General features: G+C 69.1%; 24 protein-coding genes. 13 read left to right on the top strand and 11 right to left on the bottom strand.

All coding sequences use genetic code 11. From position 1 onward, the window contains the following. Positions 1-95 precede the first annotated feature (95 nt). The 3 genes from ABS772_RS08690 to ABS772_RS08680 all read left to right on the top strand — a co-directional run bounded on the left by ABS772_RS08690 (position 96) and on the right by ABS772_RS08680 (position 4,171). Complete coding sequence (locus ABS772_RS08690; protein ID WP_350393781.1) at positions 96-482, top strand: DUF485 domain-containing protein; 387 nt, start codon at positions 96-98, stop codon at positions 480-482. Between the two features lie 65 nt (positions 483-547). Continuing rightward, positions 548-2,191, top strand: a complete 1,644-nt coding sequence (locus ABS772_RS08685) for a cation acetate symporter (protein WP_350393795.1) — start codon at positions 548-550, stop codon at positions 2,189-2,191. Between the two features lie 243 nt (positions 2,192-2,434). Next, positions 2,435-4,171 (top strand): MFS transporter, encoded by a 1,737-nt coding sequence (locus tag ABS772_RS08680; protein WP_238257407.1) that lies wholly within the window; start codon positions 2,435-2,437, stop codon positions 4,169-4,171. Positions 4,172-4,300: 129 nt separating this feature from the next. On the opposite strand, the gene ABS772_RS08675 is transcribed toward ABS772_RS08680, so the two are convergent. Further along, the gene (locus ABS772_RS08675) at positions 4,301-4,831 is read right to left on the bottom strand and encodes a helix-turn-helix domain-containing protein (RefSeq protein WP_350393778.1); all 531 of its coding nucleotides are present in this window, start codon (positions 4,829-4,831) and stop codon (positions 4,301-4,303) included. A 337-nt stretch (positions 4,832-5,168) separates the two neighbouring features. After that, positions 5,169-6,767, bottom strand: a complete 1,599-nt coding sequence (purH, locus tag ABS772_RS08670) for a bifunctional phosphoribosylaminoimidazolecarboxamide formyltransferase/IMP cyclohydrolase (RefSeq protein WP_350393776.1) — start codon at positions 6,765-6,767, stop codon at positions 5,169-5,171. Between the two features lie 155 nt (positions 6,768-6,922). Here purH and ABS772_RS08665 point away from each other — a divergent pair, with 155 nt between their 5' ends. Continuing rightward, complete coding sequence (locus tag ABS772_RS08665) at positions 6,923-7,045, top strand: hypothetical protein (RefSeq protein ID WP_350393774.1); 123 nt, start codon at positions 6,923-6,925, stop codon at positions 7,043-7,045. Positions 7,046-7,227: 182 nt separating this feature from the next. Here ABS772_RS08665 and ABS772_RS08660 read toward each other — a convergent pair whose 3' ends face one another. Together ABS772_RS08660 and sseA are read right to left on the bottom strand one after the other, a co-directional pair. Next, positions 7,228-8,934 (bottom strand): heparinase II/III family protein, encoded by a 1,707-nt coding sequence (locus ABS772_RS08660; RefSeq protein WP_350393773.1) that lies wholly within the window; start codon positions 8,932-8,934, stop codon positions 7,228-7,230. A gap of 187 nt (positions 8,935-9,121) precedes the next feature. Continuing rightward, entirely contained in the window at positions 9,122-9,970 is an 849-nt protein-coding gene (gene sseA, locus ABS772_RS08655) for a 3-mercaptopyruvate sulfurtransferase (protein ID WP_350393771.1), read from the bottom strand. A 186-nt stretch (positions 9,971-10,156) separates the two neighbouring features. Here sseA and ABS772_RS08650 point away from each other — a divergent pair, with 186 nt between their 5' ends. Next, positions 10,157-10,393: a hypothetical protein gene (locus ABS772_RS08650; protein WP_350393769.1), complete on the top strand. Its 237-nt coding sequence runs from the start codon at positions 10,157-10,159 to the stop codon at positions 10,391-10,393. Positions 10,394-10,491: 98 nt separating this feature from the next. On the opposite strand, the gene ABS772_RS08645 is transcribed toward ABS772_RS08650, so the two are convergent. Further along, positions 10,492-11,577 (bottom strand): calcium-binding protein, encoded by a 1,086-nt coding sequence (locus ABS772_RS08645; RefSeq protein WP_350393767.1) that lies wholly within the window; start codon positions 11,575-11,577, stop codon positions 10,492-10,494. A 597-nt stretch (positions 11,578-12,174) separates the two neighbouring features. On the opposite strand from ABS772_RS08645, the gene ABS772_RS08640 reads away from it, so the two are divergent. The 7 genes from ABS772_RS08640 (at position 12,175) to gyrB (ending at position 18,650) form a co-directional block, all read left to right on the top strand. After that, positions 12,175-13,698, top strand: coding sequence for a DEAD/DEAH box helicase (locus tag ABS772_RS08640; protein WP_238258007.1), 1,524 nt, complete (start codon positions 12,175-12,177; stop codon positions 13,696-13,698). Positions 13,699-13,802: 104 nt separating this feature from the next. Then, positions 13,803-13,988 (top strand): YegP family protein, encoded by a 186-nt coding sequence (locus tag ABS772_RS08635; RefSeq protein ID WP_350393764.1) that lies wholly within the window; start codon positions 13,803-13,805, stop codon positions 13,986-13,988. A 127-nt stretch (positions 13,989-14,115) separates the two neighbouring features. Further along, the gene (locus ABS772_RS08630; protein WP_238258010.1) at positions 14,116-14,400 is read left to right on the top strand and encodes a hypothetical protein; all 285 of its coding nucleotides are present in this window, start codon (positions 14,116-14,118) and stop codon (positions 14,398-14,400) included. A gap of 206 nt (positions 14,401-14,606) precedes the next feature. After that, positions 14,607-14,750, top strand: coding sequence for a hypothetical protein (locus ABS772_RS08625; protein WP_238258012.1), 144 nt, complete (start codon positions 14,607-14,609; stop codon positions 14,748-14,750). Between the two features lie 90 nt (positions 14,751-14,840). Beyond that, entirely contained in the window at positions 14,841-15,245 is a 405-nt protein-coding gene (locus ABS772_RS08620) for an acyl-CoA thioesterase (RefSeq protein ID WP_350393761.1), read from the top strand. 73 nt (positions 15,246-15,318) lie between these two features. Further along, complete coding sequence (locus tag ABS772_RS08615; protein WP_350393759.1) at positions 15,319-15,963, top strand: MBL fold metallo-hydrolase; 645 nt, start codon at positions 15,319-15,321, stop codon at positions 15,961-15,963. A gap of 239 nt (positions 15,964-16,202) precedes the next feature. Further along, positions 16,203-18,650, top strand: coding sequence for a DNA topoisomerase (ATP-hydrolyzing) subunit B (gyrB, locus tag ABS772_RS08610; protein ID WP_350393757.1), 2,448 nt, complete (start codon positions 16,203-16,205; stop codon positions 18,648-18,650). Positions 18,651-18,684: 34 nt separating this feature from the next. On the opposite strand, the gene ABS772_RS08605 is transcribed toward gyrB, so the two are convergent. Continuing rightward, positions 18,685-19,392: a sigma-70 family RNA polymerase sigma factor gene (locus tag ABS772_RS08605; protein ID WP_350393755.1), complete on the bottom strand. Its 708-nt coding sequence runs from the start codon at positions 19,390-19,392 to the stop codon at positions 18,685-18,687. A 420-nt stretch (positions 19,393-19,812) separates the two neighbouring features. Between ABS772_RS08605 and mscL the strand changes: the two genes are divergently transcribed. Continuing rightward, positions 19,813-20,238, top strand: a complete 426-nt coding sequence (gene mscL / locus ABS772_RS08600) for a large conductance mechanosensitive channel protein MscL (protein ID WP_238255090.1) — start codon at positions 19,813-19,815, stop codon at positions 20,236-20,238. Positions 20,239-20,244: 6 nt separating this feature from the next. Here mscL and ABS772_RS08595 read toward each other — a convergent pair whose 3' ends face one another. The 5 genes from ABS772_RS08595 to ABS772_RS08575 form a co-directional block, all read right to left on the bottom strand. Continuing rightward, positions 20,245-20,535: a hypothetical protein gene (locus tag ABS772_RS08595; RefSeq protein ID WP_238255091.1), complete on the bottom strand. Its 291-nt coding sequence runs from the start codon at positions 20,533-20,535 to the stop codon at positions 20,245-20,247. A 211-nt stretch (positions 20,536-20,746) separates the two neighbouring features. After that, complete coding sequence (locus ABS772_RS08590) at positions 20,747-21,160, bottom strand: DUF1236 domain-containing protein (RefSeq protein WP_012454488.1); 414 nt, start codon at positions 21,158-21,160, stop codon at positions 20,747-20,749. A 186-nt stretch (positions 21,161-21,346) separates the two neighbouring features. Beyond that, entirely contained in the window at positions 21,347-22,528 is a 1,182-nt protein-coding gene (locus ABS772_RS08585; protein ID WP_350393754.1) for a pyridoxal phosphate-dependent aminotransferase, read from the bottom strand. Between the two features lie 38 nt (positions 22,529-22,566). Then, positions 22,567-22,758: a hypothetical protein gene (locus ABS772_RS08580; RefSeq protein ID WP_238254979.1), complete on the bottom strand. Its 192-nt coding sequence runs from the start codon at positions 22,756-22,758 to the stop codon at positions 22,567-22,569. 325 nt (positions 22,759-23,083) lie between these two features. Beyond that, the gene (locus ABS772_RS08575) at positions 23,084-24,490 is read right to left on the bottom strand and encodes an ATP-binding protein (RefSeq protein ID WP_238254980.1); all 1,407 of its coding nucleotides are present in this window, start codon (positions 24,488-24,490) and stop codon (positions 23,084-23,086) included. Between the last annotated feature and the right edge of the window lie 2 nt (positions 24,491-24,492).

Genomic DNA, 24,492 nt, shown 5'->3' with positions numbered 1-24,492 from the left:
GGGGCGAGCGCCAACGCCCCGATTGTCATCATCACAGAATAAGCAACCGATCCCGGCCGGTCGCCGCCGGGATACGATTGCGCCGGAGGAGATTCATGAGCACCTTACAGACGGCGGGGCCGTCCGCGACGCCGGACGCCCGCTCGCTCCAAGGAGCGGGAGCCCTCGACATGCCCGAGCCCGATCACCGGCTCGACCGCATCGCCGAGCACCCGACCTTCAAGACCCTGGTCCACGAGCGCACGCGCTTCGGCTGGATCCTCACCGGCCTCATGCTGGCGGTCTATTTCGGCTTCATCGGCCTCATCGCCTTCGACAAGGCGCTGCTCGCCACCAAGGTCGGCGGCACCGCCTCGCTCGGCTTCTACATGGGCATGTTCGTCATCGTCTTCGCCTTCGTGCTGACCGGCCTCTACGTCGCCCGCGCCAACACCCGCTACGACCGGCTCTCGTCCGACCTCATCCGGAGCCTCGCCAAGTGAGCCGCAGCGTGATCCGTCTCATCCCCCGAGCCGCCCCGTTCCTCGGCGTGACGCTCGCCCTCGGCATGGGGTCGGCGCTCGCCGCCGGCCCCGAACTGGGGGCCGTGCAGAAGCAGGCCACGAACTGGCCCGCGATCTTCATGTTCCTGTTCTTCGTGCTGTTCACCCTCGGCATCACCTACCGGGCGGCGAAGGGCTCCAAGTCGGCGGCCGACTTCTACGCCGCGGGCGGCGGCATCTCGGCGCGCACGAACTCGCTGGCGATCGCCGGCGACTACATGTCGGCGGCCTCCTTCCTCGGCATCTCCGGGCTCGTCTATTCCTCGGGCTTCGACGGCCTGATCTACTCGACGGGCTTCCTTGTCGGCTGGCCGATCGTGCTGTTCCTGATCGCGGAGCGGCTGCGCAACCTCGGCAAGTTCACCTTCGCCGACGTCGCGAGCTTCCGCCTCGACCAGACCTCGATCCGCATCATCTCGGCCACCGGCACCCTCGTCGTAGTGGCGTTCTACCTGATCGCGCAGATGGTCGGCGCGGGGAAGCTGATCCAGCTCCTGTTCGGCCTCGACTACCTCTACGCGGTGGTGATCGTCGGCGCGCTGATGATCATCTACGTCGCCTTCGGCGGCATGAAGGCGACGACCTGGGTGCAGGTCATCAAGGCCTGCCTGTTGCTCGGCGGCGCGACCTTCATGGCCGGCGCCGTGCTCTACCTCTACGACTTCAGCCCGGAGAAGCTGTTCGCGGCCGCCGTGCAGACGCATCCGAAGGGCGACGCCATCATGGCGCCCGGCGGCCTCGTCTCGAACCCGATCGACTCGATCTCGCTCGGCGTCGGCCTGATGTTCGGCACCGCCGGCCTGCCGCACATCCTGATGCGCTTCTTCACGGTGTCGGACGCCCAGGCCGCCCGCAAGTCGGTGTTCTACGCCACCGGCCTGATCGGCTACTTCTACATCCTCACCTTCATCATCGGCTTCGGCGGCATCGCCCTGCTGATGTCCGATCCGAGCTACTTCAAGCTCGGTGCGGACGGCACGACCTACGACAAGGTCAAGGACATGGTCGGCGGCTCCAACATGGTGGCCGTGAACCTCGCCAACGCCGTCGGCGGGCCGTACTTCCTCGGCTTCATCTCGGCGGTGGCCTTCGCGACCATCCTCGCGGTGGTGGCGGGCCTGACGCTGGCCGGCGCCTCGGCGATCAGTCACGATCTCTACGCGCAGGTCTTCGCCCGCGGGCGGACCACGGAGCGGGCGGAGGTGAACCTGTCCAAGTTCTCCGCCGTCGCCATCGGCATCGTCGCGATCTATCTCGGCTACGTCTTCGAGAACCAGAACGTCGCCTTCATGGTTGGCCTCGCCTTCTCCGTGGCGGCGAGCTGCAACTTCCCGGTCCTGACCATGTCGATCCTCTGGCGCGGCACCACGACCTGGGGCGCCCTGGCGGGCGGCCTCGTCGGCCTGGTCGCGGCGGTGGTCATGGTGGTGCTGTCCGACGCGGTCTGGGTGAAGACCTTCGGCCATCCGGCGGCGCTGTTCCCCTACGCGAACCCGGCTTTGTTCTCGATGCCGCTGGCCTTCCTGACGATCTGGGGGGTCTCGACGATCGACCGGACCCGCCGGGGGGACCGCGAGCGCGCCGCCTTCGACGCCCAGTTCGTGCGCTCGGAGACCGGCATCGGCGCTTCGTCCGCCCACGCGCACTGAGCGTCGGCATAGATCAAGCTGGAAGGGCGCGGCCGTCGAGGCCGCGCCCTTTCTGCGTCCCGCAGGTCTTGATCCGTTACACCAGCCCGAATTCTGTCAACTACGCATCCTTCGCAGCGATTTACCTATTGGGCGTCTTTGAGGCATGCGGTAACACAGGCGTGTGCATGCGCCGAGCGCATGGAGCGGGTCGAAGCCGGAGAACCGGACGCCCGCACGCGTGTCACTGGAGGAACGACAAAGATGGCTGGGGCAACCGCAGTACCGCGGTCCGGGGAGGCAGTCAGGCCGATGACTGCCGGCGAGAAGAAGGTCATCATGGCCTCCTCGCTCGGGACCGTCTTCGAGTGGTACGATTTCTATCTCTACGGCTCGCTCGCCGCGATCATCGGTGCGCAGTTCTTCTCCGCCTACCCGGAGGCGACGCGCAACATCTTCGCGCTGCTGGCCTTCGCCGCCGGCTTCCTCGTGCGGCCGTTCGGCGCCCTGGTGTTCGGCCGGCTCGGTGACATGGTCGGGCGCAAGTACACCTTCCTCGTCACCATCCTGATCATGGGCATCTCGACCTTCGCGGTCGGCCTGCTGCCCTCCTACTCGACGCTCGCGGCCTACAATGTCGGCTGGATCGCGCCGGTGACGCTGCTCGCCCTGCGCATGCTCCAGGGCCTCGCGCTCGGCGGCGAGTACGGCGGCGCGGCGGTCTACGTGGCTGAGCACGCGCCCGCCGGGCGCCGCGGCTTCTACACCGCCTTCATCCAGACGACGGCGACCCTCGGCCTGCTGCTCTCGCTGATCATCATCCTGTCGACGCAGGGCTACGTGAACAGCGCCTACCCGGCCACCACGGTGACCAACGCGGACGGCACCACGACCACCCTGACCGCCTTCCAGGTCTGGGGCTGGCGCATCCCGTTCCTCGTCTCGGTGGTGCTGCTCGCCATCTCGGTCTGGATCCGCCTGCAGATGCAGGAGAGCCCGGCCTTCAAGAAGATGAAGGAGGAGGGCACCCACTCCAAGGCGCCGCTCTCGGAAGCCTTCGGCCAGTGGAAGAACGCCAAGTGGGCCCTGCTGGCGCTCCTCGGCCTCACAGCCGGCCAGGCCGTGGTCTGGTACACCGGCCAGTTCTACGCCCTGTTCTTCCTGCAGAGCATCCTGAAGGTCGATCAGTTCACGGCGAACGTCATGATCGCCTGGTCGCTGATCCTCGCCACCGGCGGCTTCTTGTTCTTCGGAAGCCTCTCGGACCGGATCGGCCGCAAGCCGATCATCCTCGGCGGCTGCCTGATCGCGGCGCTCACCTACTTCCCGCTGTTCAACATGCTGACCGCCCAGGCCAACCCGGCCCTGCACGCGGCCCAGGCGAACGTGCCGGTGGTGGTGAAGACGAACAAGGACGAGTGCTCGTTCCAGTTCAATCCGGTCGGCACCGCCAAGTTCACCAAGGAGTGCGACATCGCCAAGGCGCTGCTCGCCCGCTCCGCCGTGAACTACAGCACCGAGAACCAGCCGGCCGGCACGCCGACCGTGGTCAGCATCAACGGGAAGGACTTCCCCGTCGCCGACCCGAACTTCGCCAAGGCGGTGCCGGCGGCCCTGACCGAGGCGGGCTACCCGTCCGCCACGGCCAATCCCACCGTGATCAAGGCCGCGAACCCGATCGACATCTTCACGGGCCAGAAGCTCGCGGTCGTCGGCATCCTGACGATCCTTGTCCTCTACGTGACGATGGTCTACGGCCCGATCGCCGCCGCGCTGGTGGAGCTGTTCCCGACCCGGATCCGCTACACCTCGATGTCGCTGCCCTACCATATCGGCAACGGCTGGTTCGGCGGCCTCCTGCCCGCCACCGCCTTCGCCATGGTGGCCCAGACCGGCGACATCTATTTCGGCCTCTGGTACCCGATCGTGATCGCGCTCTTCACCTTCGTGATCGGCCTGATCTTCATCCCCGAGACCAAGGACCGGGATATCCTGGCCTGAGGCTGTCGGTTCTCGTCAGTCGACAAAGAAAAGGCCCCGCCGAGAGGCGGGGCTTTTTTTTGAACGCTGGCCTGGGTTTCCGTTCGCAGATGTCGTCGCGGCTGCTTCTCGGGACGCGATGGGGGCTCGCTACCGGATCGTCAGTTCGTCCGCCGGGGACACCACATCTTCAAGCGCTTCGCCGACGGCATCGGGCAGCCGATCGATGACCTTCAAATAGCTGCGCACCGCGGCGTCGGGCTTACGCCGCCCGGTCTCCCAGTTCTGCAGGGAATTGAGATCGAGCCCGTAGCGCAGCGCGAATTGTTGCTGCGTCAGGCCGAGGCGGCGGCGGACCGCCTTCACGTCGATCGTCGAGGCCTCGACGAAACCGGCCGCGATCGCGCAGGCGGACAATTCGTCCGACAGAGCCGAGCGATCCTCGACCGTGGGAACTTCCAGGATGGCGTGTCCGGTGTCGCGGCAGGACTCGACCGCACGCTTGGCAGGAAGAAGGCCCACGCCGCGCCGGACGAGGGCCGTGACGGCGGGGATCGCGGCAATGTCAGTCCCGCCGGGAGCCGGTCTCAGGACGAGCACGGCGGGCGAACCGGATCGAACGGGTTCGAGGGCCCGGGTTCGCGCCAGTCGTTCGAACCGCTCCCTCAATGACGAGTCCATCGCAGTCCAACTCCGCTAAGACCGCATCGATGAGGCATCGCAGGGCCGCGGGACCGATCTCGTTGGGCTCGAGCCCGGTGCCGTGGACGTGGATCGCGCCAGTATGCAGCGTCCGGCCTTCGATCCGCGGTTCTCCCATCACGAACAGCGTTCCGACCGGAGTCCCGATTGCGATCGTCGCGACCGGTCCGCCGCTCAGATGAACGACGAGCGCGATGCTCAGATCGGCCGCCGACCAGACCATAAACTTATACGCCAATGGCGGGCAGGATGGAAGGATCCATCCTGTCGAGAGGCGTCATCGAAGTCACGCTATCCGCGGGCGCCGCAAACAGCGTCAGTGGCGGAAGTGGCGCACCCCCGTGAACACCATGGCGAGCCCCGCCTCGTCGGCGGCGCGGATCACCTCGTCGTCGCGCATCGAGCCGCCGGGCTGGATCACGGCGGTGGCGCCGGCTTCGGCCGCGGCGAGCAGGCCGTCGGCGAAGGGGAAGAAGGCGTCGGACGCCACCGCGGAGCCCTTGGCGAGGCTCTCCGGCAGGCCGAGGCGCGCGGCGGCTTCCGCGGCCTTGCGCGCCGCGGTGATCGAGGAATCGACCCGCGACATCTGCCCGGCGCCGATGCCGACCGTGGCGCCGCCCTTGGCGTAGACGATGGCGTTCGACTTCACGTGCTTGGCCACGCGATAGGCGAAGCGCATGTCGGCGAGTTCGCCCTCGCTCGGGGCGCGCCGGGTGACGACCTTCAGGTCCATGTCGTCCACGCTCAGGGCGTCCCGTCCCTGGACGAGGAGGCCGCCCGCGACCGTGCGGATGGTCTCGCCCTTCGCCCGCGGATCGGCGAGGCCGCCGGCCAGCAGGAGCCGTAGGTTCTTCTTGGCGCCGACGATGGCCCTGGCCTCCTCGGAGGCGTCGGGGGCGATGATGACCTCGGTGAAGATCTCGACGATCCTTTTCGCGGCCTCGGCGTCGAGCGGGCGGTTGAGGGCGACGATCCCGCCGAAGGCCGAGGTCGGGTCGCAGGCGAGCGCCCGCTCGTAGGCGTCCAGCAGGCTCGCGCCTTCCGCCACGCCGCAGGGGTTGGCGTGCTTGATGATCGCGACCGCCGCCGTCCGGGCGGGGTCGAACTCGGCGACGCATTCGTAGGCCGCGTCGGTGTCGTTGAGGTTGTTGTAGGACAGCTCCTTGCCCTGCACCTGCCGGGCGGTGGCGATGCCGGGGCGCAGCGTGCCGGGCAGGCGGTAGAAGGCCGCCGACTGGTGCGGGTTCTCGCCGTAGCGAAGGCTCTGGGCCAGGGTGCCGCCGAGAGCCTTGAAGGTCGGGGCCTCGTCGCGCCCCTCGACCTCGGCGAGCCAGTTGGCGATGGCCGCGTCGTAGGAAGCGGTGCGGGAAAACGCCTTCTGCGCCAGCCGGCGGCGGGTCGCGGCGGCGAGTTGGCCGTCCTGTGCCGCGAGTTCGGCGAGGATCGCGTCGTAATCCGAGACATCGACCACCACGGCGACGTCGGCATGGTTCTTGGCCGCCGCGCGGATCATGGCGGGGCCGCCGACATCGATGTTCTCGACGCAGTCGTCGTAGGCCCGGCCGGCCTTCAACGTCTCCTCGAACGGGTAGAGGTTGACCACGAGCAGGTCGATGGCGCCGATGCCGTGGGCAGCGAGCGCCGCCTGATGCTCCGGGTTGTCGCGCACCGCGAGCAAGCCGCCATGGACCGCCGGATGCAGCGTCTTCACCCGGCCGTCCATCATCTCGGGAAAGCGGGTCAGCTCGGACACCTCCCGGACCGCCAGCCCCGCTTCCGTCAGCGCGCGATGGGTGCCGCCGGTCGAGACCAGCTCGACGCCCTGCCGGCTCAGCGCCGCGGCGAAATCCGTGAGCCCGGTCTTGTCCGAGACGGAGAGGAGGGCGCGGGTGACCCGGATCTGGTCGCGCGGCATGGATGTAACCTGTGTCATCATCGGGAGATTTGGAGCGCGCGGTAGCACGGAACCGGCCGGGGCGGCCAGTTGGGCACAAGGATGGCCCCGTGCGGAGCCGGCGGTTTCAACCGCTTCCGTCATCCGATGTCCGATCGATCCCTCCGGGATGGCGGATGTCGGCGACGCTCGAGCGCCGCGCGGGCTTGCTGGGACGGTTGCCGGACGATCACGTCGGTTTCATCATCCGCCGTCATTGCGAGGCGAAGCCGTGGCAATCCAGGGCGCGACATCTCTGAAAAGGGCGCGCGCTGGATCATCTTGGTTCGGCCCCACCCCCGTCATCCCGGGGCCGCGCAGCGGAACCCGGGATCTACCCGTGATGCGCGGCTCAACGTGGCATCACGGGTGGATTCCGGGTTCGCCTTCGGCGCCCCGGAATGACGGGAAGCAACACCGAAGGAATCATTCGGAAACCGTCTCAGACCTGCTCGATCCGCCAGCGCACCAGGGCATCCTCGTCCACCGACAGGTGCAGGACGATCTGCGCGGTCCGCCGCGCGCCGACGACGCCCGCGAAGTAGACGCTCTCCTCGATGGCCAGGGTCGCGCCCTCCGCCGAGAAGCGCCAGCGCTCCCCGGTCGGCAGGCCCAGGGCGACGCTGCCGTCCTCCTGGGGCTGGGCGGCGACGGCGGTGTGGAGATGGAAGCGCACCGCGACCGGCTGGGCCTGCGCGCGCTTGCCCTCGCGACGGAACGCGTCCTCACCCTCCAGCCGCACCGGGCCGCCGGAGAGGCGCCAGCGGCGCTCGTGCAGGATCCCGAACTCGGCGACGTAGCCGTCGTGGCGGGCGGCGAGGACGGCCGCCCCGTTCTCCGTGCGGCGCTCGACCGCGACGGGGCCGGGGCCGCGCAGCACGACCGGGCCGCGGCGCGCCAGCAGCCAGCGCGCGGCGAGGCGGCCGATCCACCAGTCTTCCGGCTGGTCGAGAAAGCGGCAGGAGGAGGTGTCGGCCACCGTCGCCGTCGAGTGCGCGGCGGTGCTGCGCGCCGCCCGGCGCAGCTCGCCGCCGCTCGCGGGAGCTCCGCAATTGACGACGATGCGCTGCGCCCCACTCGTCAGCTCGAAGGAGAGGCACCCGGCGCCGGCCTCGCGCGACTGGTCCATCGGCGGCGGTGCGCCGACGTCGCAGACCATGACGACCCGGCCCAGTTCCAGCCGGGCGTAGCCGGAATGCGACGCGTACATCAGCGTGTCGGTGCCGGACCCGTCGTAGACCAGCAGCGTGGCGAGATGGTCGGCCGCCGTCACGCCCATGCCGTTGAAGTGGCTGAGCGAGGCGTCGCCGTGGCGCAGCAGGCGCAGGGCCGGCAGCATCCGGTCGACCGCGCGCAGGAGCGCCTCGGGGGGATCGACGCTGCGGCTGAGGAAGCTCTGGCGCAGCGGCAGCAGGTCGAGCAGCAGCTCCATCGCGAAGCGCGGATCGCGGGAGCGGTGGCCGCCGTCGGGCAGGATCTGCGTGTCGAGTTCGCGCACGAGGATCCGGGTCGCCCGGCGCAGGATCGGCTCGATACCCTCGCAACAGAGGCCCGCGTAGGTCAGCGCCACCGCGGCGAGCAGGCGCGATTGCGGCGGCGCCGAGCGGCGCAGCGAGCGTTCAAGCTCTCGCGCGCCCTTGCCGACGGCCTTGAGGAAGGCTTGGTAGAAGGCGTGGTCGGCGCCCTCCAGCACCAGCGGCGACTGGCACAGGAACGAGATCAGCCGCCGGGAGGCCACCGGCACGGGGCTGGCGCGGACGGCCTCGCCGCGCCCGCTCATGAAGTCCGAGACGAAGGCGCGGGCGTTGGCGCGGGCGAGCGCCGTGTCGGCGGCGCGCAGGTGGCGCAGCCAGCCGAAGCCGTAGAGCGCGTCCGCCCATTCCGGGGAGGGGGGATCGTAATCGAACGGGGAGCGCCCGCTCACCACCAGCGAGCGGCCCGCGAAGACGAACAGGCCGGAATAGATGTCGTCGGCGAGCGAGGCGTCGCTGGTGCGCAGGTCGTGCGGCGCGATGACGAGGCCGGTCACCCGCGCGCGGGTGAGGATCTCGGGCCGCGCCGTGAGCCGTGCCGTCCGCTCGCGGACCGCGCGAACGATCTCGTGGCCGAGCAGGCGGTAGAGCTGCCAGCGTTCGGGGCCCCTGCCCAAGCCGTATCCTCCGAGCCTTCGAGATGGGCCGCACGGGTCGCCGCGCGGATGCCGCGCAGCGGCCGTCCGGAGGCCGGCTCCGGCCAAGCTTATGCGCTTCCTCTTAACCGCCCTTTAACGCTGTGTCGTCCTCTCGCCGGCCGGCATCCCCGCAATGCACGGATGGGAGGCGGGGGCGGTCCGGCCCTCAGGCGGGACCGCTCTCGACCGGGCGGGCGGGATCGGCGCCCCATTCCGACCACGAGCCGTCGTAGAGCGCCCGCGGCTCCTTGCCCAAGGTCTCGAGCGCCAGCGCGACGATGGCCGCGGTGACGCCCGAGCCGCAGGTGGTGATGACCGGGCGATCGAGGTCGACCCCGGCCTCGGCGATCGCCGCGCGAAGGGACGCCTCGTCCCGCAGGCGGCCATTCGCCTGGATCGCGGCGTAGTGCAGGTTCCGCGCGCCGGGCATGTGGCCGGGGCGGACGCCGGGGCGCGGCTCCGCCTCCTCGCCGCGGAAGCGCGGACCGGAGCGGGCATCGACAACCTGGGCCGAGCCGTTGGCGAGCGCCCGGGCGATGTCGCCCGCATCCGCCACGGCGCCGTTGTCGAGCCGCGCGGTGAAGTGGCGCCGGTCGCGCGGACGGCCCTCGCCGTCCTCGGTCGGGTAGCCCGCCGCGACCCAGGCGGGCAGGCCGCCTTCGAGGATCTTCACTTCGCGCATGCCGAAGGTCCGGAGCATCCAGCGGACGCGCGGGGCCGAGAACAGCCCCATCCCGTCGTAGACGACGACCTGCGCCCCGTCGCCGACGCCGAGCGCGCGCATCTTCGAGGAGAACACCTCGGGCCGCGGCAGCATGTGGGGGAGGGGGGACTCGGTGTCGCTCATCGCGTCGAGGTCGAAGCGGATCGCGCCGGGGATGTGGGCCGCGCGGTACTCGGCCTCCGCGTCGCGCCCCTGCGCCGGCAGGTACCAGGAGGCGTCGAGCACGACGATGTCCGGCGCGGCGAGGCGCTGGTGCAGCCAGTCCACCGTGACGAAGGGCGATGTGGTCATGGATGTCCTCGCCTGCGCGGACCCGCGGGGAAGACACCACATCCGGCATTGGCGGGAATTCGGCAAGGCCGGGGATCGGAAACCGCCGCGTCACCGGGTCCCGTTTGTTCGAAACCCTTTCGCCGGCCTGCGGGCGGCCCGATCTTCGGGTAAGCCCCATCCGGCGAGGCGAGGATACGGAACGACGTGCGCGAGACCTATCACATCGAAGTGCTCGGCCCCGAGGAGGCCGGCGCCCCGGGGGGCGTTCAGCAGCGGATCTCCGTGCGGACGTCGAGCCAGGAGGGCGCCGAGGAGCGCGCGCGGCGGCTCTTCGCCCGCGCCCGGGTGCCGCAGCGCAGCGGCACCGCCGCCGAGGCGGTTCGGGTGATCGACGGCGCGGGCGTCGAAGTGTTCCGGATGAGTCGGTTCGACGAGGGGTGAACGCGAGAAGTCGGACCCCGGCGCGCCGGGTGCGTCGTCTCGGCGACGATCCGGCGGCTTCCCGCCGGATCGCCCCGTGGCAGGCGGCGTCGATGGCGTCAGGCGAAGGTGCCGTCGCCGAAGGTCGAGCGTCCCTCGGCGGCGCCGTATTCGAGGTAGTGCTGCAGCGGATTGAGGCCGGCCGCCGCGACATCCCCGTACGCCGCCAGGTATTGTTTGGTGTCGAACTGCGCCGAGGGATCGCGCCCCTCTTTCCAGCCGTAGGTCAGGTAGTGCTCGAGGGGGTTGATGCCGGCGGCCGCCACATCCGCATAGGCCGCGAGGTACCCCTTCGTGTCGAAGAACGCGTTCGGGTTGCGGCCTTCCCTCCAGCCGAAGTCACGGAAGTGCTGCTCGGCGTCGTTGCCGTTGTTGAAGACGTCCTTGTACTGGCTCAGGTAGAACAGGTCGTCCACGAGCGCGTTGCCGTCGCTCTGCACGATCGAGCGGTCGGCAAATTCGAAGACCTCCGTATTCTTGACGGTGTCCGTCGAGCCTGGGCCGGCGATCACCGACAGGGTCCCGGCGGACGAGACGATGGCATCGGAGAAGTTGAAGGCGAAGACCGCGGTGTCGATGCCGGACGCGCCGTCGAGGATGTTGGCCCCCAAGCCGCCCGACATCCGATCCGCGCCGAAATCGCCGAAGACGGTGTCGTTGCCCGCATCGCCGAACAGCGTGTCGTCGCCGAGGTCGCCGTCGACGAGGTCGTCGCCATCACCGCCGCGGACGGTATCGTTGTCGTCGCCGCCGGCGAGGAAGTCGTTTCCTTCATCGCCGACAACGAGGTCGACGCCGGCCTCGCCGACCAGGAAGTCGTTTCCGAGCCCGCCGTAGAGGGTATCCTCGCCGGGATTGCCGGCGGCGTAATCGTCCCCGTCCTGGCCGTAGATCGTGTCGTTGCCGGCCTCGCCGATGATCTGATCGAAGCCGTTCCCGCCGAAGATCGAATCGTTTCCACCCCCACCGGCGATGTAATCGAGGCCGCTGCCGCCGGTGATGGTGTCGTTTCCGTCCTGACCATCGATCCGGTTGAAGCCGCCCGGATCGGTAATGACGTCGTTCCCGAGAAGGCCGAGAATGATGTCGTCACCCGCCGTCCCGGTAAGAACATTGTCTCCGTTCGTTCCCGAAATCGTCGCCATTGCACATCTCCTGCCCGAACGGCTGTCAAACAGCCGATCTGGCATCCGAGACGAGATTGATCATGTTCCCAAGCTGTGCTGATTTTCCGGGATCACGAAAGCGTTACTTTAATGTGTGTTATTATAGTAGATTAAGACCACGCAGTATTTGTTGATATTTGATCGTATTGCCGCTGTTCTTGCATCGCGAAGGCGCGGGGGCAGCGGCTTGTTCTCGCCGTGCTGTCACCCGGCGCGGTTGGGAAACCGGTCCGTGAAGCCGCGCCCGGCAGGCCGAACTTCGAGCGCCGTCACCGCGGGCGCGTGCGCGGCTCTTGACCGATCTGGAGAACGCGACCCGATGCGCAACCTGCGCATTGACTTCGCAGGTGCAACGTCGCATATCGCACCTGCAGCGTCAGCGGCCATACGGGGTCGCTTGAGGGGGCTGCGTGACGGTTCGCGCCTTTTTGAGGTCGCGCCCCGGCCCCTCTCTTCAACGTGCATGCACCCCAGGCCGCCCCATCACGCGGGCAGCCTCCCGGACCGACGGACCTCACTATTTCTCCGAGCGCGTGACGCCGGATCGCGGGTTCCGCTGCCTTTGAAAGTACCGACTTGACCCAATTCACCGATTTCGGCCTCGCTCAGCCCGTGCTCCGCGCGCTGGAGGAGGCCGGTTACGTCACGCCGACCCCGATCCAGTCGCAGGCGGTTCCGCCGGCGATGGAGGGCCGTGACCTCTGCGGCATCGCCCAGACCGGCACCGGTAAGACCGCCGCCTTCGCCCTGCCGATCCTGCACCGGCTCTCGCTCGACAACCGCCGCGCGCCGCGCCGCGGCTGCCGCGTGCTCGTGCTCTCGCCGACCCGCGAACTGGCCAGCCAGATCGCCGACAGCTTCTCGGATTACGGCCGGCACCTGCCCTACACCAACACCGTCGTGTTCGGCGGCGTCAACATCAACCGCCAGGAGCGGGCGATCGCGCCGGGCGTCGACATCCTCGTCGCCACGCCGGGCCGGCTCATCGACCTCGTCGACCGCCGGGCGCTGACGCTGGAGGGCGTCGAGATCCTCGTCCTCGACGAGGCCGACCAGATGCTCGACCTCGGCTTCATCCACGCGCTTAAGCGGATCGTGAAGATGCTGCCGGCGCGCCGCCAGAGCCTGTTCTTCTCGGCCACCATGCCGAAGAACATCGCGGGCCTCGCCGACCAGTACCTCACCAACCCGGTGCAGGTGGCGGTCACGCCGGTGGCGACGACCGCCGAGCGCGTCGATCAGCAGGTCATCTTCTGCCATACGGGTGCCAAGCAGGCCCTGCTCAACCACATCCTGCGCGATCCGAAGATCGAGCGCGTGCTCGTCTTCACCCGCACCAAGCACGGCGCGGACCGGGTCGTGCGCGGCCTTGACAAGGCCGGCATCGTCGGCGCGGCGATCCACGGCAACAAGAGCCAGCCGCAGCGCGAGAGGGCGCTCGCCGCCTTCCGCGACGGCTCGTGCCGGGTGCTGGTGGCCACCGACATCGCCGCCCGCGGCATCGACGTCGAGGGTGTCACCCACGTCGTGAATTACGACCTGCCGAACGTGCCGGAGAGCTACGTCCACCGCATCGGCCGCACGGCCCGCGCGGGTGCGGAAGGTCAGGCGATCTCGTTCTGCAACGACGAGGAGCGCGCCTACCTCCGCGACATCGAGCGCACCACGCGCCAGAAGGTGCCGGTCGCCGGCTTCCCCGAGGGCTTCGTGCCGCCGAGCCGCCAGGAGGCGCAGGACACCGCCGCCGAGGAGGCGCGCCGTCCGCCGCGCCAGCCGCAGGGTCGCCCCGGCCATCGCCAGGGACGTCCGGGCGGCGGTCGCGGCCAGGAGCAGCGCGGCGAGCCGCGCGGCCACGAGGCCCGCGGCGGACGTCCCGGCGGCCAGCCGGGCCACCGTCAGGACCAGCGGACCGGCGCGCCGCGCCCCGACGGTCAGCGTCAGGATCAGCGCCGCCCCGAGCGGGCCGGCGAGGGCCGTCCGCAGGGCGCGCGTCCCCAGGGCGGCCGTCCGAACGACGCGCGCCGTGACGGACGCCCCGCGCGCTCCGGCGGCGAGGGCGGCCGGGCGATCGGCTGGCTCGACCGCGCCCCGCGCTCCTGATCGCAGCGGGCTTCGACGCGATCCGAAGCGATCCTTTCGGCGCGGGATGCGTTCTATCCCGCGCCGTGCTCGTTCGAAGCGCGGCCCGGAAGGAGACAGGCGGGATGCGCTACGAACTCTATCGCGACGCGGGCGGGCAGTGGCGCTGGCGCCTGCGCGTCCAGAACGGCAACGTGATCGCCGATTCCAGTGAAGGCTACGTCCACCGCGAAGATTGCGAGCGTGGCATCGCGCTGGTGAAGAACAGCGGCGAGGCCTCCATCGTCGACATGACGACGAAGATCGCCTGAGGCGGTCCCGCCCGAGGGCGAGGCCGCATTTTCCCGCGCAACCGTTTCGGACCCTCGCGCGTTTCCGCTCCCGCGGCACGCCGGCTTCGGCGTGACCGTTCGCGATTGCCGCAGAGGGAATGCCCACTTGCTCAAGAAACTCCTCATCGCCGCGTTGATGGTCCTGGGCCTCGCCGCGGTCGCCCCGCAGGGTGCGTCGGCCGCCCCGGTCGGTCCGTCGGCCGCGCTGGTCACGGAGACCGCGCCCGCGACCGTCGAGAAGGCGCAGTACTATTACCGTCGTGGCTGGGGTCCGCGCCCCTACTACGGTCGCCGCTTCTACGGCCCGCGCCCGTTCTACCGTCGCCCGTACTACCGCCGTCCGTTCTACGGCCCGCGTCGCTTCTACGGCCCGCGCCGCTTCTACTACTGATCCGGCCTGAATCCTCGGGAGCCGCAAGGGTCTCCTGAGCGCGGTCATCCGAGAAGCCCGGAGCGTCGTCGCCCCGGGCTTTTTCGTGTTCGCGCGGTGCGGTTTCCGCCGCGAGGCCAAGCGCTTTCCGAAACGCCCTCGGCGGATGTAGGATGACAGCCGAGCGAGCGGGTCCGCGTCAGACGGGCCCCTCCGGAGGACGCCCCATGATCGATCTCGTGACGCGGCAGCGGCGCGCGATTGCGCCCCCTCGCACCTTGTCCTGGCAGGATGTTCCGCTGGAGCTGTACGTCTGCGCCGCGGCGATCTTCCTCGCCGCCGGGCTGGAGCTTCTCGGACTGATGCCCTGACGCAGCGCTCTCCGCCTCTGGCGCGTGTTCGGCGCCCGTGCTTGGCTGTCGTCCGAGACACCGTCGAATCGGAAGAAATCGGGGGGATCGATGACGCAGGCGATCGATGGGGGCGACGAGCGTCCCGTGGGCGATCTGACGGTGCGCACCATCGCCATGCCGGCCGACACCAACGCCAACGGCGACATCTTCGGCGGCTGGGTGCTGTCGCAGATGGATCAGGCCGGCGGCATCGCCGGGGTCGAGCGGGCGCAGGGGCGGGTCGTGACCGTCGCCGTCGATGCGATGACCTTCATCCGGCCCGTGCGGGTCGGGGACGTGCTGTGCGTCTATACCCGGATCGGCCATGTCGGGCGCACCTCGATGAAGATCCACCTCGAAGCCTGGGCCCGGCGCTTCCAGACGCAGGTCCGCGAGAAGGTGACCGAGGCGACCTTCACCTTCGTCGCCATCGACGAGGCGGGCCGTCCGCGCCGCATCCCGACCGAGGGCTGACAGCGCGGGCCTTGGCGCTTCCCGGCCCGACGGTCTAGAACCGCACACGACATCCTCCATCCGACGAGTCCGCATGCCCGCCACGCCCCGCGCCGCGATCATCCCGGTCACCCCGTTCCAGCAGAACTGCACCCTGATCTGGGACGACGAGACCAAGGCCGGCGCCGTGGTCGATCCCGGCGGCGACCTCGACCGGATCGAGGCGGCGATCCGCTCGCAGGGCGTGAGGGTCGAGAAGATCCTGCTCACCCACGGCCATATCGACCATGCCGGCGGCGCCGCGGAGCTGAAGGAGCGGCTCGGCGTCCCCGTCGAGGGCCCGCACGAGGCGGACCGGTTCCTGCTCGATTCCCTGCCCGAGACGGGCGCGAGCTACGGGCTCGACGGCGCCCGCGCGGTCACGCCGGACCGCTGGCTCGACGAGGGCGACACCGTCAGCGTCGGCGGCCTCACCTTCGACATCTGGCATGCCCCCGGCCATTCCCCCGGCAGCGTCGTGTTCATGAGCCGCGACGCCCGCTTCGCGCTCGTCGGCGACGTGGTGTTCCAGGGCTCGGTCGGCCGCACCGACCTGCCCGGCGGCAGCCACGAGCAGCTGATCCGGATGATCAAGGAGAAGGTCCTGCCGCTCGGCGACGACGTCGCCTTCATTCCCGGTCACGGACCGACCGGGACACTCGGGCAGGAGCGGACGACGAACCCGTTTCTGCAGGGATAAGGGCCGGGGTGCGCCGCTTCGGACGGTGTCGGATCCTGACGCGGCCGCCTTGCGCGCGAGCCTAACGGAGGATTAACGGAACCGCGTCAGAAAACGGGTTGCGGTGGCGCTTTCCCGACGCGAAAACCGATGCAAAATCAGAGGGGAACGCCTATATGAGATGGGCACGGACATAGCAGGCACGCCCGGTCCGTCCGGGCTCGAAAAAGGGCTCACGAGCCGCCTGCCCGAGGAATTTCATGGCTGACTCCCCCAACACCGAACACGCCGACAGCTACGGCGCGGAATCGATCCGCGTGCTGAAGGGCCTGGATGCCGTGCGCAAGCGGCCCGGCATGTATATCGGCGATACCGACGACGGCTCCGGCCTGCACCACATGATCTACGAGGTGGTGGACAACGCCATCGACGAGGCGCTTGCCGGCCACGCCGACCTCGTGACGGTGACGCTGAACCCCGACGGCTCCTGCACGGTCTCCGACAACGGCCGCGGCATCCCCACCGACATCCACAAGGAGGAGGGGGTCTCGGCCGCCGAGGTCATCATGACCCAGCTCCATGCCGGCGGTAAGTTCGACCAGAACTCCTACAAGGTCTCGGGCGGCCTGCACGGCGTCGGCGTCTCGGTCGTCAACGCGCTGTCGGTCAGCCTGAAGCTGCGGATCTGGCGCGGCGGCAAGGAACACCGGATGGAGTTCCACCACGGCGACGCGGTGGCCCCGCTCGAGGTCGTCGGCCCGGCGGGCGACCGCCGCGGCACCGAGGTGACGTTCCTGCCGAGTCCTGACACCTTCACGATGACGGAGTTCGACTTCGCGACACTGGAGAAGCGCCTGCGGGAGCTCGCCTTCCTGAACTCGGGCGTGCGCATCGTGCTGACCGACGCGCGCCATGCCGAGCACAGGCGGGAGGAGCTCTGCTACGAGGGCGGCGTCGAGGCGTTCGTGCGCTATCTCGACCGCTCCCGCAAACCCGTCGACGGCATGACCAAGCCGGTGACCGTGCTCGGCGAGCGCGATGGCATCCGCGTCGAGGCGGCGTTCTGGTGGAACGACTCGTTCAACGAGACGGTCCTGCCGTTCACCAACAACATCCCGCAGCGCGACGGCGGCACCCACATGGCGGGCTTCCGCGCCGCCCTGACGCGCCAGATGACCGGCTACGCCGAGTCCTCGGGGATCGCCAAGAAGGAGAAGGTCTCGCTCACCGGCGACGATTGCCGCGAAGGCCTGACCGCCGTCATCTCCGTCCAGGTCCCGGACCCGAAATTCTCCTCGCAGACGAAGGACAAGCTCGTCTCCTCCGAGGTCCGCCCGGCGGTCGAGAACATCCTCAACGAGGGTCTCTCGACCTGGCTGGAGGAAAACCCGGCCCAGGCCAGGTCGGTGATGGCCAAGGTGGTTCTGGCGGCGGCCGCCCGCGAGGCGGCGCGCAAGGCCCGCGAGACCATCACCCGCAAGGGCGCGCTCGACATCGCCTCGCTGCCCGGCAAGCTCGCCGACTGTCAGGAGCGCGATCCGTCGAAGTGCGAGATCCTGCTGGTGGAGGGCGACTCCGCCGGCGGCTCGGCCAAGCAGGGCCGCGACCGCACCTTCCAGGCCGTCCTGCCCTTGCGCGGAAAAATCCTCAACGTCGAGCGCGTGCGCGCCGACCGGATGCTGTCCTCGGCCGAGATCGGCACGCTGATCACCGCGCTCGGCGCCGGCATCGGCCGCTCCTCGACCGACCGCGAGGGCTTCAACCCGGACAAGCTGCGCTACCACCGCATCATCATCATGACCGATGCGGACGTGGACGGCTCGCATATCCGCACGCTGCTGCTGACCTTCTTCTTCCGGCAGATGCCGGAGATCATCGAGCGCGGGCACCTCTACATCGCCCAGCCGCCGCTCTACAAAGCCGAGCGCGGCCGGCGCGCCCTCTACCTCAAGGACGAGCGGGCGCTGGAGGACTACCTGATCGACCAGGGCGTCGAGGGTGCCGTGCTGCGGCTCGCCTCTGGCACCGAGTTCGGCGGCGCCCAGCTCAAGACGCTGGTCGAGGAGGCGCGCGCCTTCCGCGGCATCCTGCTCGGGCTCCACACGCGCTACGACCGCTCGGTGGTGGAGCAGGCGGTTCTGGCCGGGGCCTTCGCCAAGGATGCGGCCGAGCATGCCGGCGAGGCCGAGGTGCTGGCCGATCGGACCGCCAAGCGCCTCGACCGGATCGCCGACGAGATCGAGAAGGGGTGGACCGGCGCGGCCGCGGAAGGCGGCTACGTCTTCAGCCGGACGCTGCGCAGCGTCAAACAGGTCGCCACCCTCGACGCGACCCTGCTCGCGTCGCAGGAGGCCCGCCGTCTCGCCGAGCGGGCGGAGACCTTGCGCGAGATCTACGAGGAGCCGGTGACGTTCGCCCGCAAGGGGGACGAAACGGAACTCTACGGTCCCGTCGGCCTGTTCGAGGCGGTGATGGCCTTCGGCCGCAAGGGGCTCCAGCTCCAGCGCTACAAGGGCCTGGGCGAGATGACCGCGCAGCAGCTGTGGGAGACGACCCTCGACCGCGACGTGCGCTCGCTGCTTCAGGTGAAGGTCAAGGATTCGACCGATGCCGACGATCTGTTCGTCAAGCTGATGGGCGACGTGGTCGAGCCCCGCCGCGAGTTCATCCAGGAGAACGCGCTGAGCGTGGCGAATCTCGACGTCTGATCGGCGAAGGGTCGGATCGAGAGGGCGGCGCGGGTCAGGCCCGTGCCGCCGCCAAGCCGTCGGGCAATCCGTCGAAGGAATCGATCAGGAAGGCGCGGGCCCGGCTGACGCGGCTCTTGACCGTGCCGACCTGGCAGCCGAGGCGCTCGGCCGCTTCCTCGTAGGTGAAGCCCTCCGCGCCCACGAGCAGGAGCGCCTGCCGCTGCGGCAGCGGCAGCGTGCCGATCAGGTTCATCACCATCCGCAGGCCGGCGGCGTGTTCCTGGTCGGGGTGGGCGGTGAGCGTGCCGGCGTGGACACCGTCGGCGTCCTCCACCTCGCGGCGGCCCTTGCGCACCTCCGTGTAGAACTGGTTGCGCAGGATGGTGAACAGCCACGCCGTGAAGTTCGTGCCGGGCGTGAACCGCTCCCGATTCGCCCAGGCCTTGACCATGGTCTCCTGAACGAGGTCGTCGGCCCGCGTCGGGTTGGCGGTGAGCGAGATCGCGAAGGTGCGCAGCATCGGCAGCGCCTTCACCAGGTCGTCGCGGAAGATGACCTCCACCTGCCCGCCATGAGCCGCGAGCGCCGTCTCGAACTGCTGCAGAAGCTCGGCGAGCCGGCCGGGCAGCGGCGCCTGGCTGGCGAGATCGAAGTAATCGCGCAGCGCGAAAGTCAGGTGACCCGTCACGGATTTTGCCGTTTTATCCTGGCTGGCGCCGGGATGTTCTGGCAATGAGGGGCGGAGCAGTTCGTCGGGCATCCGAAGCGGTACCTCGGCAGAGACAGGAGCGTTTGGAGTAGTGATTCTTCGGTAGCAATCTAAAAATGAACTGATCCTAAACGCGATCGAAGAACCCACGGCCCTGGGCGCTGTCGCCGACCAATCTGTCTGCAAAGCTAACCAGTTTGTTTCCGTCTTTTTCTAAAAGATTGTGCGCGCGGCAAATCTTGGCCGCTGAAGATTGCGGTGAGTCCCAATCTACTCTCGGCTTGGCTGTTCGCACTTCCTTGCGGGGTGCGCGACGGCTCTCGCGCCGCGGGGGTTGCGTGGCCGGCGCACGAGGGGCCGGGATCCGGAGCACGCTACGGCGACGGCCAGCGTCCCCTTGGCAGCCGCACGCTCCGGCATAGCTTCGCAGACGGCGTCCTCCGACGGAGACGGCGTCGAAGGAGGCTCGGCATGCTGGAAGAGTTCAAGAAATTCGCGTTGCGCGGCAACGTGGTCGATCTCGCCGTCGGCGTGATCATCGGCGCGGCGTTCGGCGCGATCGTCAATTCACTGGTTCAGGACGTCATCATGCCGATCATCGGCGCGGTCACCGGCGGACTCGATTTCTCGAACTACTACATCCCGCTCTCGTCCAAGGTGCAGGCGGGCATGCCCTATGCCGAGGCCAAGAAGGTCGGCGCGGTCATCGGCTACGGCCAGTTCCTGACGCTCGCCGTGAACTTCACCATCATCGCCTTCGTGCTGTTCATGGTGATCCGGGCCATGAACGTCCTAAAATCCAAGGAAGAGGCCAAGCCGAAGCCCGAAGCCGAGGTGCCGGCGGACGTGAAGCTGCTGGCCGAGATCCGGGACCTGCTGGCGGTCCGGAAGGCTTGATCCGTCCTAGGTCCTGCCGTTGCCATCGTGGGGCGTGACGCCGAAGGCATCGAGGATGCGGCCGAGCGCCTGTTCCACGGCTTCCGTCCCCTCCTCGTGCGTCTTCAGACGCGTCTCGAGACGGCGGATCTGCGGCTCGAACTTCTCCGGCACATGCGGCTCGTCGCCGAGGAAGCGCGGCTCGGGAGCCGTCTCCGTCAGGACGCCGCGCAGCTCGTGACCGAGATGGTCACGAACAGATTCCGGCAGGGGCGGGCTGTCGGAAAGCTTCTCGGGTGTGGTGTCGGCGCCGCTCATGGTCAGTCCTGATCCGTCGTCACGGTGTCTCGGACAGTTCAACGATCGAAGACATAGACCGTTGCGTCCGACATCATCGCTTGCGGGCGACCTAAGTACGATGCGGAGCTGAATTGGGTCGAAGATCGGGGCCAGACAAGAAAACGACCCCGGCACGGGGTACCGGGGCCGGGCGGTGCCGCCCTGTGCGGGCGGCCCATGGGGTCGGTGGTTAGTCGAGCACTTCGATGATCCGGTGACGGCCGTCGACCAGCACCGGACGGTCGTTGACGACCGTGTAACGGGTGCCGCGGGTCACGTTGTACTCGTTCGGGACGTCGTAATAGGTCACGCCGGAGGACGGCAGGGTGGAGCCGACGACGACGCGGCCGTCATAGTCGTAGGAGCGGACATTGCGCTCGCGGACATAGGAGCGAAAGCGCGGGCGATCCTCGACGCCGAGAATGCCGCCGATCGTACCGGTGGCCGCGCCGACCGCACCGCCGACGATGCCGCCGATCGGGCCGGCCGCATCCGCGCCTTCCTGCGCACCGCGCTCCGCACCGCGCAGGGTTCCCTGCGCCTGGGCAGCCATGGGCAGGGCGAGGGCGATGGCCGAGGCGGCGAGAAGGGTCTTGATCTTCATTCGAGCAACTCCGTCGTTATGACGTCCGCCGCGATCCAGGCGCAGCGAAGCATGGCCCTGTAACGCCCGAGCCTCGAATTCGGATGCATGGAAAATCGAGAAAGGCCGAGATTGCTCGAACCTGCCCAAATCGTAGGCAGAGCTTCTCGAAACCTGCCGCGGGCCGATACGGATGCTTTCGCTGTGTCAGCCGGGCGCGCGCTCGGACAGGAACTGCCGCATGCGGTCGAGGGCCCGCGCGATGTTCTCGGCGGAGTTGGCGTAGGAGAGGCGAAGGTACCCCTCGCCGTGGATGCCGAAATCGGGTCCGCCGATGACCGCGACGCCGGCCTCGTCGAGGAGCGCGGTCGCGAGCGCCTTGGCCTTCCAGCCGGTCCGGGCGACGTTCGGGAAAGCGTAGAACGCGCCCTTGGGCGTGACGCAGGAGACGTTCGGAAGGCGGTTCAGGCCCTCGACGACGAGCCGTCGGCGCCGGTCGAACGCGGCGACCATCGCCGCGACGTCATCCTGCGGCCCGTCGAGGGCGGCGATCCCGGCCCATTGCGTGGCGGCGTTGACGCAGGAGAAGGAGTTCACCGCGAGCTTGCGGGCGGCGTCGTGGAGAGGCTTCGGCCAGACCGACCAGCCGAGCCGCCAGCCCGTCATCGCGTAGGTCTTCGAGGCGCCGTCGAGGTAGATCAGCCGGTCGCGGATCCCGGGATAGGCGAGGAGCGAGACATGCGCTTCCCCGTCGTAGGTCATCGTACCGTAGATCTCGTCGGACAGGACGGCGACGCCGGGATGGGCGGCAAGGCCCTCCACCAGGGCATCGACCTCGGCCTTCGGCGTGACGCCGCCGGTCGGGTTGGCCGGCGAGTTGACGATCAGGAGGCGCGTGCGCTCCGTGAGCAGCGCGAGCGTCTCCTCCGCCGAGAAGGCGAAGCCGTTGTCCTCACGGATCGGCACCGGCACTGGGGTTGCGCCGGTGAACTCGATCATCGAGCGGTAGATCGGGAATCCGGGATCGGGATACAGAATCTCGGCGCCGGGCGCGCCGAACATCAGGATCGCCATGAACATGGTGACCTTGCCGCCCGGCACGACCATCACCGCGTCCGGCGAGACCTCGACGCCGTGGCGGCGATGGATGTCCCGCGCCACCGCCTCGCGCAGCGGCGGAATGCCGACGGCCGGCGTGTAGCCGTGATGGCCGTCGCGCAGCGCCTTGATCCCCGCCTCGACGATGTGGGCCGGGGTCGGGAAGTCCGGCTGGCCGATGCCGAGGTTGACGACGTCGCGGCCCTGCGCCGCGAGCGCGGCGGCACGGGCGAGGACGGCGAAGGCGTTCTCGTCGCCGATCCGGTCGAAGGAAGGTACGACACGCAGCATGGTCTCGACCTTCCGCCAGGCGCCGGCCGGCGCCGCTCTCAGCCGTGCGAGCGCGCGGCGAGACGGCTGGCGGCAAACGAGATCGCGCCGCCGATGACGAACAGGATCGCGAACGTCTTGACCGCCGCGTAGAACAGGGCCGGCTCGATCCCCGTATCCGTGAAGAGCACGGCGCAGACCGCCGCGATCGGGATGAGCAGCACGATGGAAAGCGGCACCAGCGGGTTCATTCGACGTCACTCGCGTTCGTTGAGGGACCGCGGCGCGGCCCGAACAATAATGCGGAGCGGTCTTAGCATCGCCGTTCCGCCGGAGGAAACTCCCGCGCCTCAGAATCTCGGGGTGATCGCTGAAGCGATCACCCCGGCCGTTGTCCGCCTCAGTCGCCGGCGCCCGCCTCCGCGGGCTCAGGCTTTCGCTCCGCTCGACGCCTCGGCGGAGCCGAGGCACGCTCCGCGCGGCGCTCTTCGCGCCGCGAAGCCGCCCGGGCGGCTTCGAGCGATGGCCTCGGTCGAATGTCGGGGCGATGCAACGGCGCGAGCGGCCGGGTCTCGATCAGGCCGGGATGCGGACCGTCGCCCGCAGGCCGCCCAGCGGGCTGTCGTGCAGCGCGACGTCGCCGCCATGGGCGCGGGCGATGTCGCGGGCGATGGCGAGGCCGAGCCCGGAGCCGCCGGCGTCCTGGCGCGCGTCGTCGAGACGCACGAACGGCTTGAACACCTCCTCGCGGCTCTCGACCGGGATGCCGGGCCCGTCGTCGTCGATCGCGACGACAAAGGCGCGATACTCGCGCTTGCCCGAGATCGCCACGGTGTCGGCGTAGCGCGCGGCGTTGGCGGCGAGGTTGAACAGGCAGCGGCGCATCGCGTCCGGCCGCACGGTGACGAGCGGGCTGCCCTCGATCTCGACCGCCTCGACATGGGCGCCGAGCCGCTCGACGTCGCTGCGCAGATCTTCCAGCAGGATCCGCATGTCGGTCTCGGCGGCGGTCTCGGCGGAATCGCCGCGGGCGAAGGCGAGATAGCCCTCCAGCATCCGGCTCATCTCGTCGACGTCCCGCTGAAGATCCTCGACTTCCGGCGTCTGCTCGACCAGGGCGAGGGAGAGTTTGAAGCGGGTGATGATGGTGCGCAGGTCGTGGCTCACGCCGTTGAGCATCGCCGTGCGCTGCTCCATGGCGCGCTCGATGCGCCGCTTCATCTCGATGAAGGCGTGTCCCGCCTGCCGGACCTCGCGGGCGCCGCGGGGCTTGAACTCGATCTCGCGCCCCTTGCCGAACCCCTCCGCCACCGCCGAGAGCCGCAGGATCGGCTTGATCTGGTTGCGCAGGAACAGGATCGCCACGCCGAGCAGCACCAGCGAGGAGCCCGTCATCCATAGAAGGAAGATGTGCGAGTTCGAGGCGTAGGCCTGGTTGCGGCGGGCGGTGACCCGCATCACCCCCTCGGGGATCGCCACGCGGATCTCGATGAGGCTCGAACGTCCCACCGTGTCGATCCAGAACGGTCGCCGGATCTGGCGGCGGATCTCGTCCGAGAGCACCTCGTCGAGGATCGAGAAGAACGGCCGCGGCCCCGGGCTCGGCAGCTTGGCGCCTTTCAGGATGTCGACGTCGAGATTCAGCCGCTCGCCGGCGATGCGGGAGAGCGTCTCCGCGTTCTTGTCCTGCGGATAGGACTCGTAGATGTCCATCAGCGCGGCGACGTCGGCGGTGACGGCGGCCGAGAGCCGGCGGGTCACGAGCTGCCAGTGCCGCTCCATGAAGGTGTAGGCGATCACCGACTGGAGCAGCACCATCGGCGCGATGATGATGATCAGCGAGCGGGCGTAGAGGCCCTTCGGCAGGGCGTCGCCGATCGCCCGGCTGAGGCGCCGCCATCCCTTGCGGATCCGGCCGAAGACGGCCGCGAGCGCGCCGGCCCGGCGGGGTTCGCTCGAGGAGAGGCCGGCGGGGGCCGCCATGG

This window comes from Methylorubrum podarium (genome assembly GCF_040270385.1).
Lineage (GTDB): Bacteria > Pseudomonadota > Alphaproteobacteria > Rhizobiales > Beijerinckiaceae > Methylobacterium > Methylobacterium podarium.
Note: the sequence above shows the minus strand (reverse complement) of the source record. Positions and strands in the feature narration are given on the sequence as shown.

Excerpts from the sequence above, each read along its gene's own strand:
- ABS772_RS08585 (WP_350393754.1), bottom strand. The coding sequence starts at position 22,528 with ATGCTGCGTGTCGTACCTTCCTTCGACCGGATCGGCGACGAGAACGCC.
- ABS772_RS08580 (WP_238254979.1), bottom strand. The coding sequence starts at position 22,758 with ATGAACCCGCTGGTGCCGCTTTCCATCGTGCTGCTCATCCCGATCGCG.
- ABS772_RS08690 (WP_350393781.1), top strand. The coding sequence starts at position 96 with ATGAGCACCTTACAGACGGCGGGGCCGTCCGCGACGCCGGACGCCCGC.
- gyrB (WP_350393757.1), top strand. The coding sequence starts at position 16,203 with ATGGCTGACTCCCCCAACACCGAACACGCCGACAGCTACGGCGCGGAA.
- sseA (WP_350393771.1), bottom strand. The coding sequence starts at position 9,970 with ATGACCACATCGCCCTTCGTCACGGTGGACTGGCTGCACCAGCGCCTC.
- purH (WP_350393776.1), bottom strand. The coding sequence starts at position 6,767 with ATGCCGCGCGACCAGATCCGGGTCACCCGCGCCCTCCTCTCCGTCTCG.
- ABS772_RS08680 (WP_238257407.1), top strand. The coding sequence starts at position 2,435 with ATGGCTGGGGCAACCGCAGTACCGCGGTCCGGGGAGGCAGTCAGGCCG.
- mscL (WP_238255090.1), top strand. The coding sequence starts at position 19,813 with ATGCTGGAAGAGTTCAAGAAATTCGCGTTGCGCGGCAACGTGGTCGAT.
- ABS772_RS08675 (WP_350393778.1), bottom strand. The coding sequence starts at position 4,831 with ATGGACTCGTCATTGAGGGAGCGGTTCGAACGACTGGCGCGAACCCGG.
- ABS772_RS08590 (WP_012454488.1), bottom strand. The coding sequence starts at position 21,160 with ATGAAGATCAAGACCCTTCTCGCCGCCTCGGCCATCGCCCTCGCCCTG.
- ABS772_RS08595 (WP_238255091.1), bottom strand. The coding sequence starts at position 20,535 with ATGAGCGGCGCCGACACCACACCCGAGAAGCTTTCCGACAGCCCGCCC.
- ABS772_RS08665 (WP_350393774.1), top strand. The coding sequence starts at position 6,923 with ATGTCGGCGACGCTCGAGCGCCGCGCGGGCTTGCTGGGACGGTTGCCG.
- ABS772_RS08645 (WP_350393767.1), bottom strand. The coding sequence starts at position 11,577 with ATGGCGACGATTTCGGGAACGAACGGAGACAATGTTCTTACCGGGACG.
- ABS772_RS08635 (WP_350393764.1), top strand. The coding sequence starts at position 13,803 with ATGCGCTACGAACTCTATCGCGACGCGGGCGGGCAGTGGCGCTGGCGC.
- ABS772_RS08605 (WP_350393755.1), bottom strand. The coding sequence starts at position 19,392 with ATGCCCGACGAACTGCTCCGCCCCTCATTGCCAGAACATCCCGGCGCC.
- ABS772_RS08625 (WP_238258012.1), top strand. The coding sequence starts at position 14,607 with ATGATCGATCTCGTGACGCGGCAGCGGCGCGCGATTGCGCCCCCTCGC.
- ABS772_RS08575 (WP_238254980.1), bottom strand. The coding sequence starts at position 24,490 with ATGGCGGCCCCCGCCGGCCTCTCCTCGAGCGAACCCCGCCGGGCCGGC.
- ABS772_RS08615 (WP_350393759.1), top strand. The coding sequence starts at position 15,319 with ATGCCCGCCACGCCCCGCGCCGCGATCATCCCGGTCACCCCGTTCCAG.
- ABS772_RS08685 (WP_350393795.1), top strand. The coding sequence starts at position 548 with ATGGGGTCGGCGCTCGCCGCCGGCCCCGAACTGGGGGCCGTGCAGAAG.
- ABS772_RS08620 (WP_350393761.1), top strand. The coding sequence starts at position 14,841 with ATGACGCAGGCGATCGATGGGGGCGACGAGCGTCCCGTGGGCGATCTG.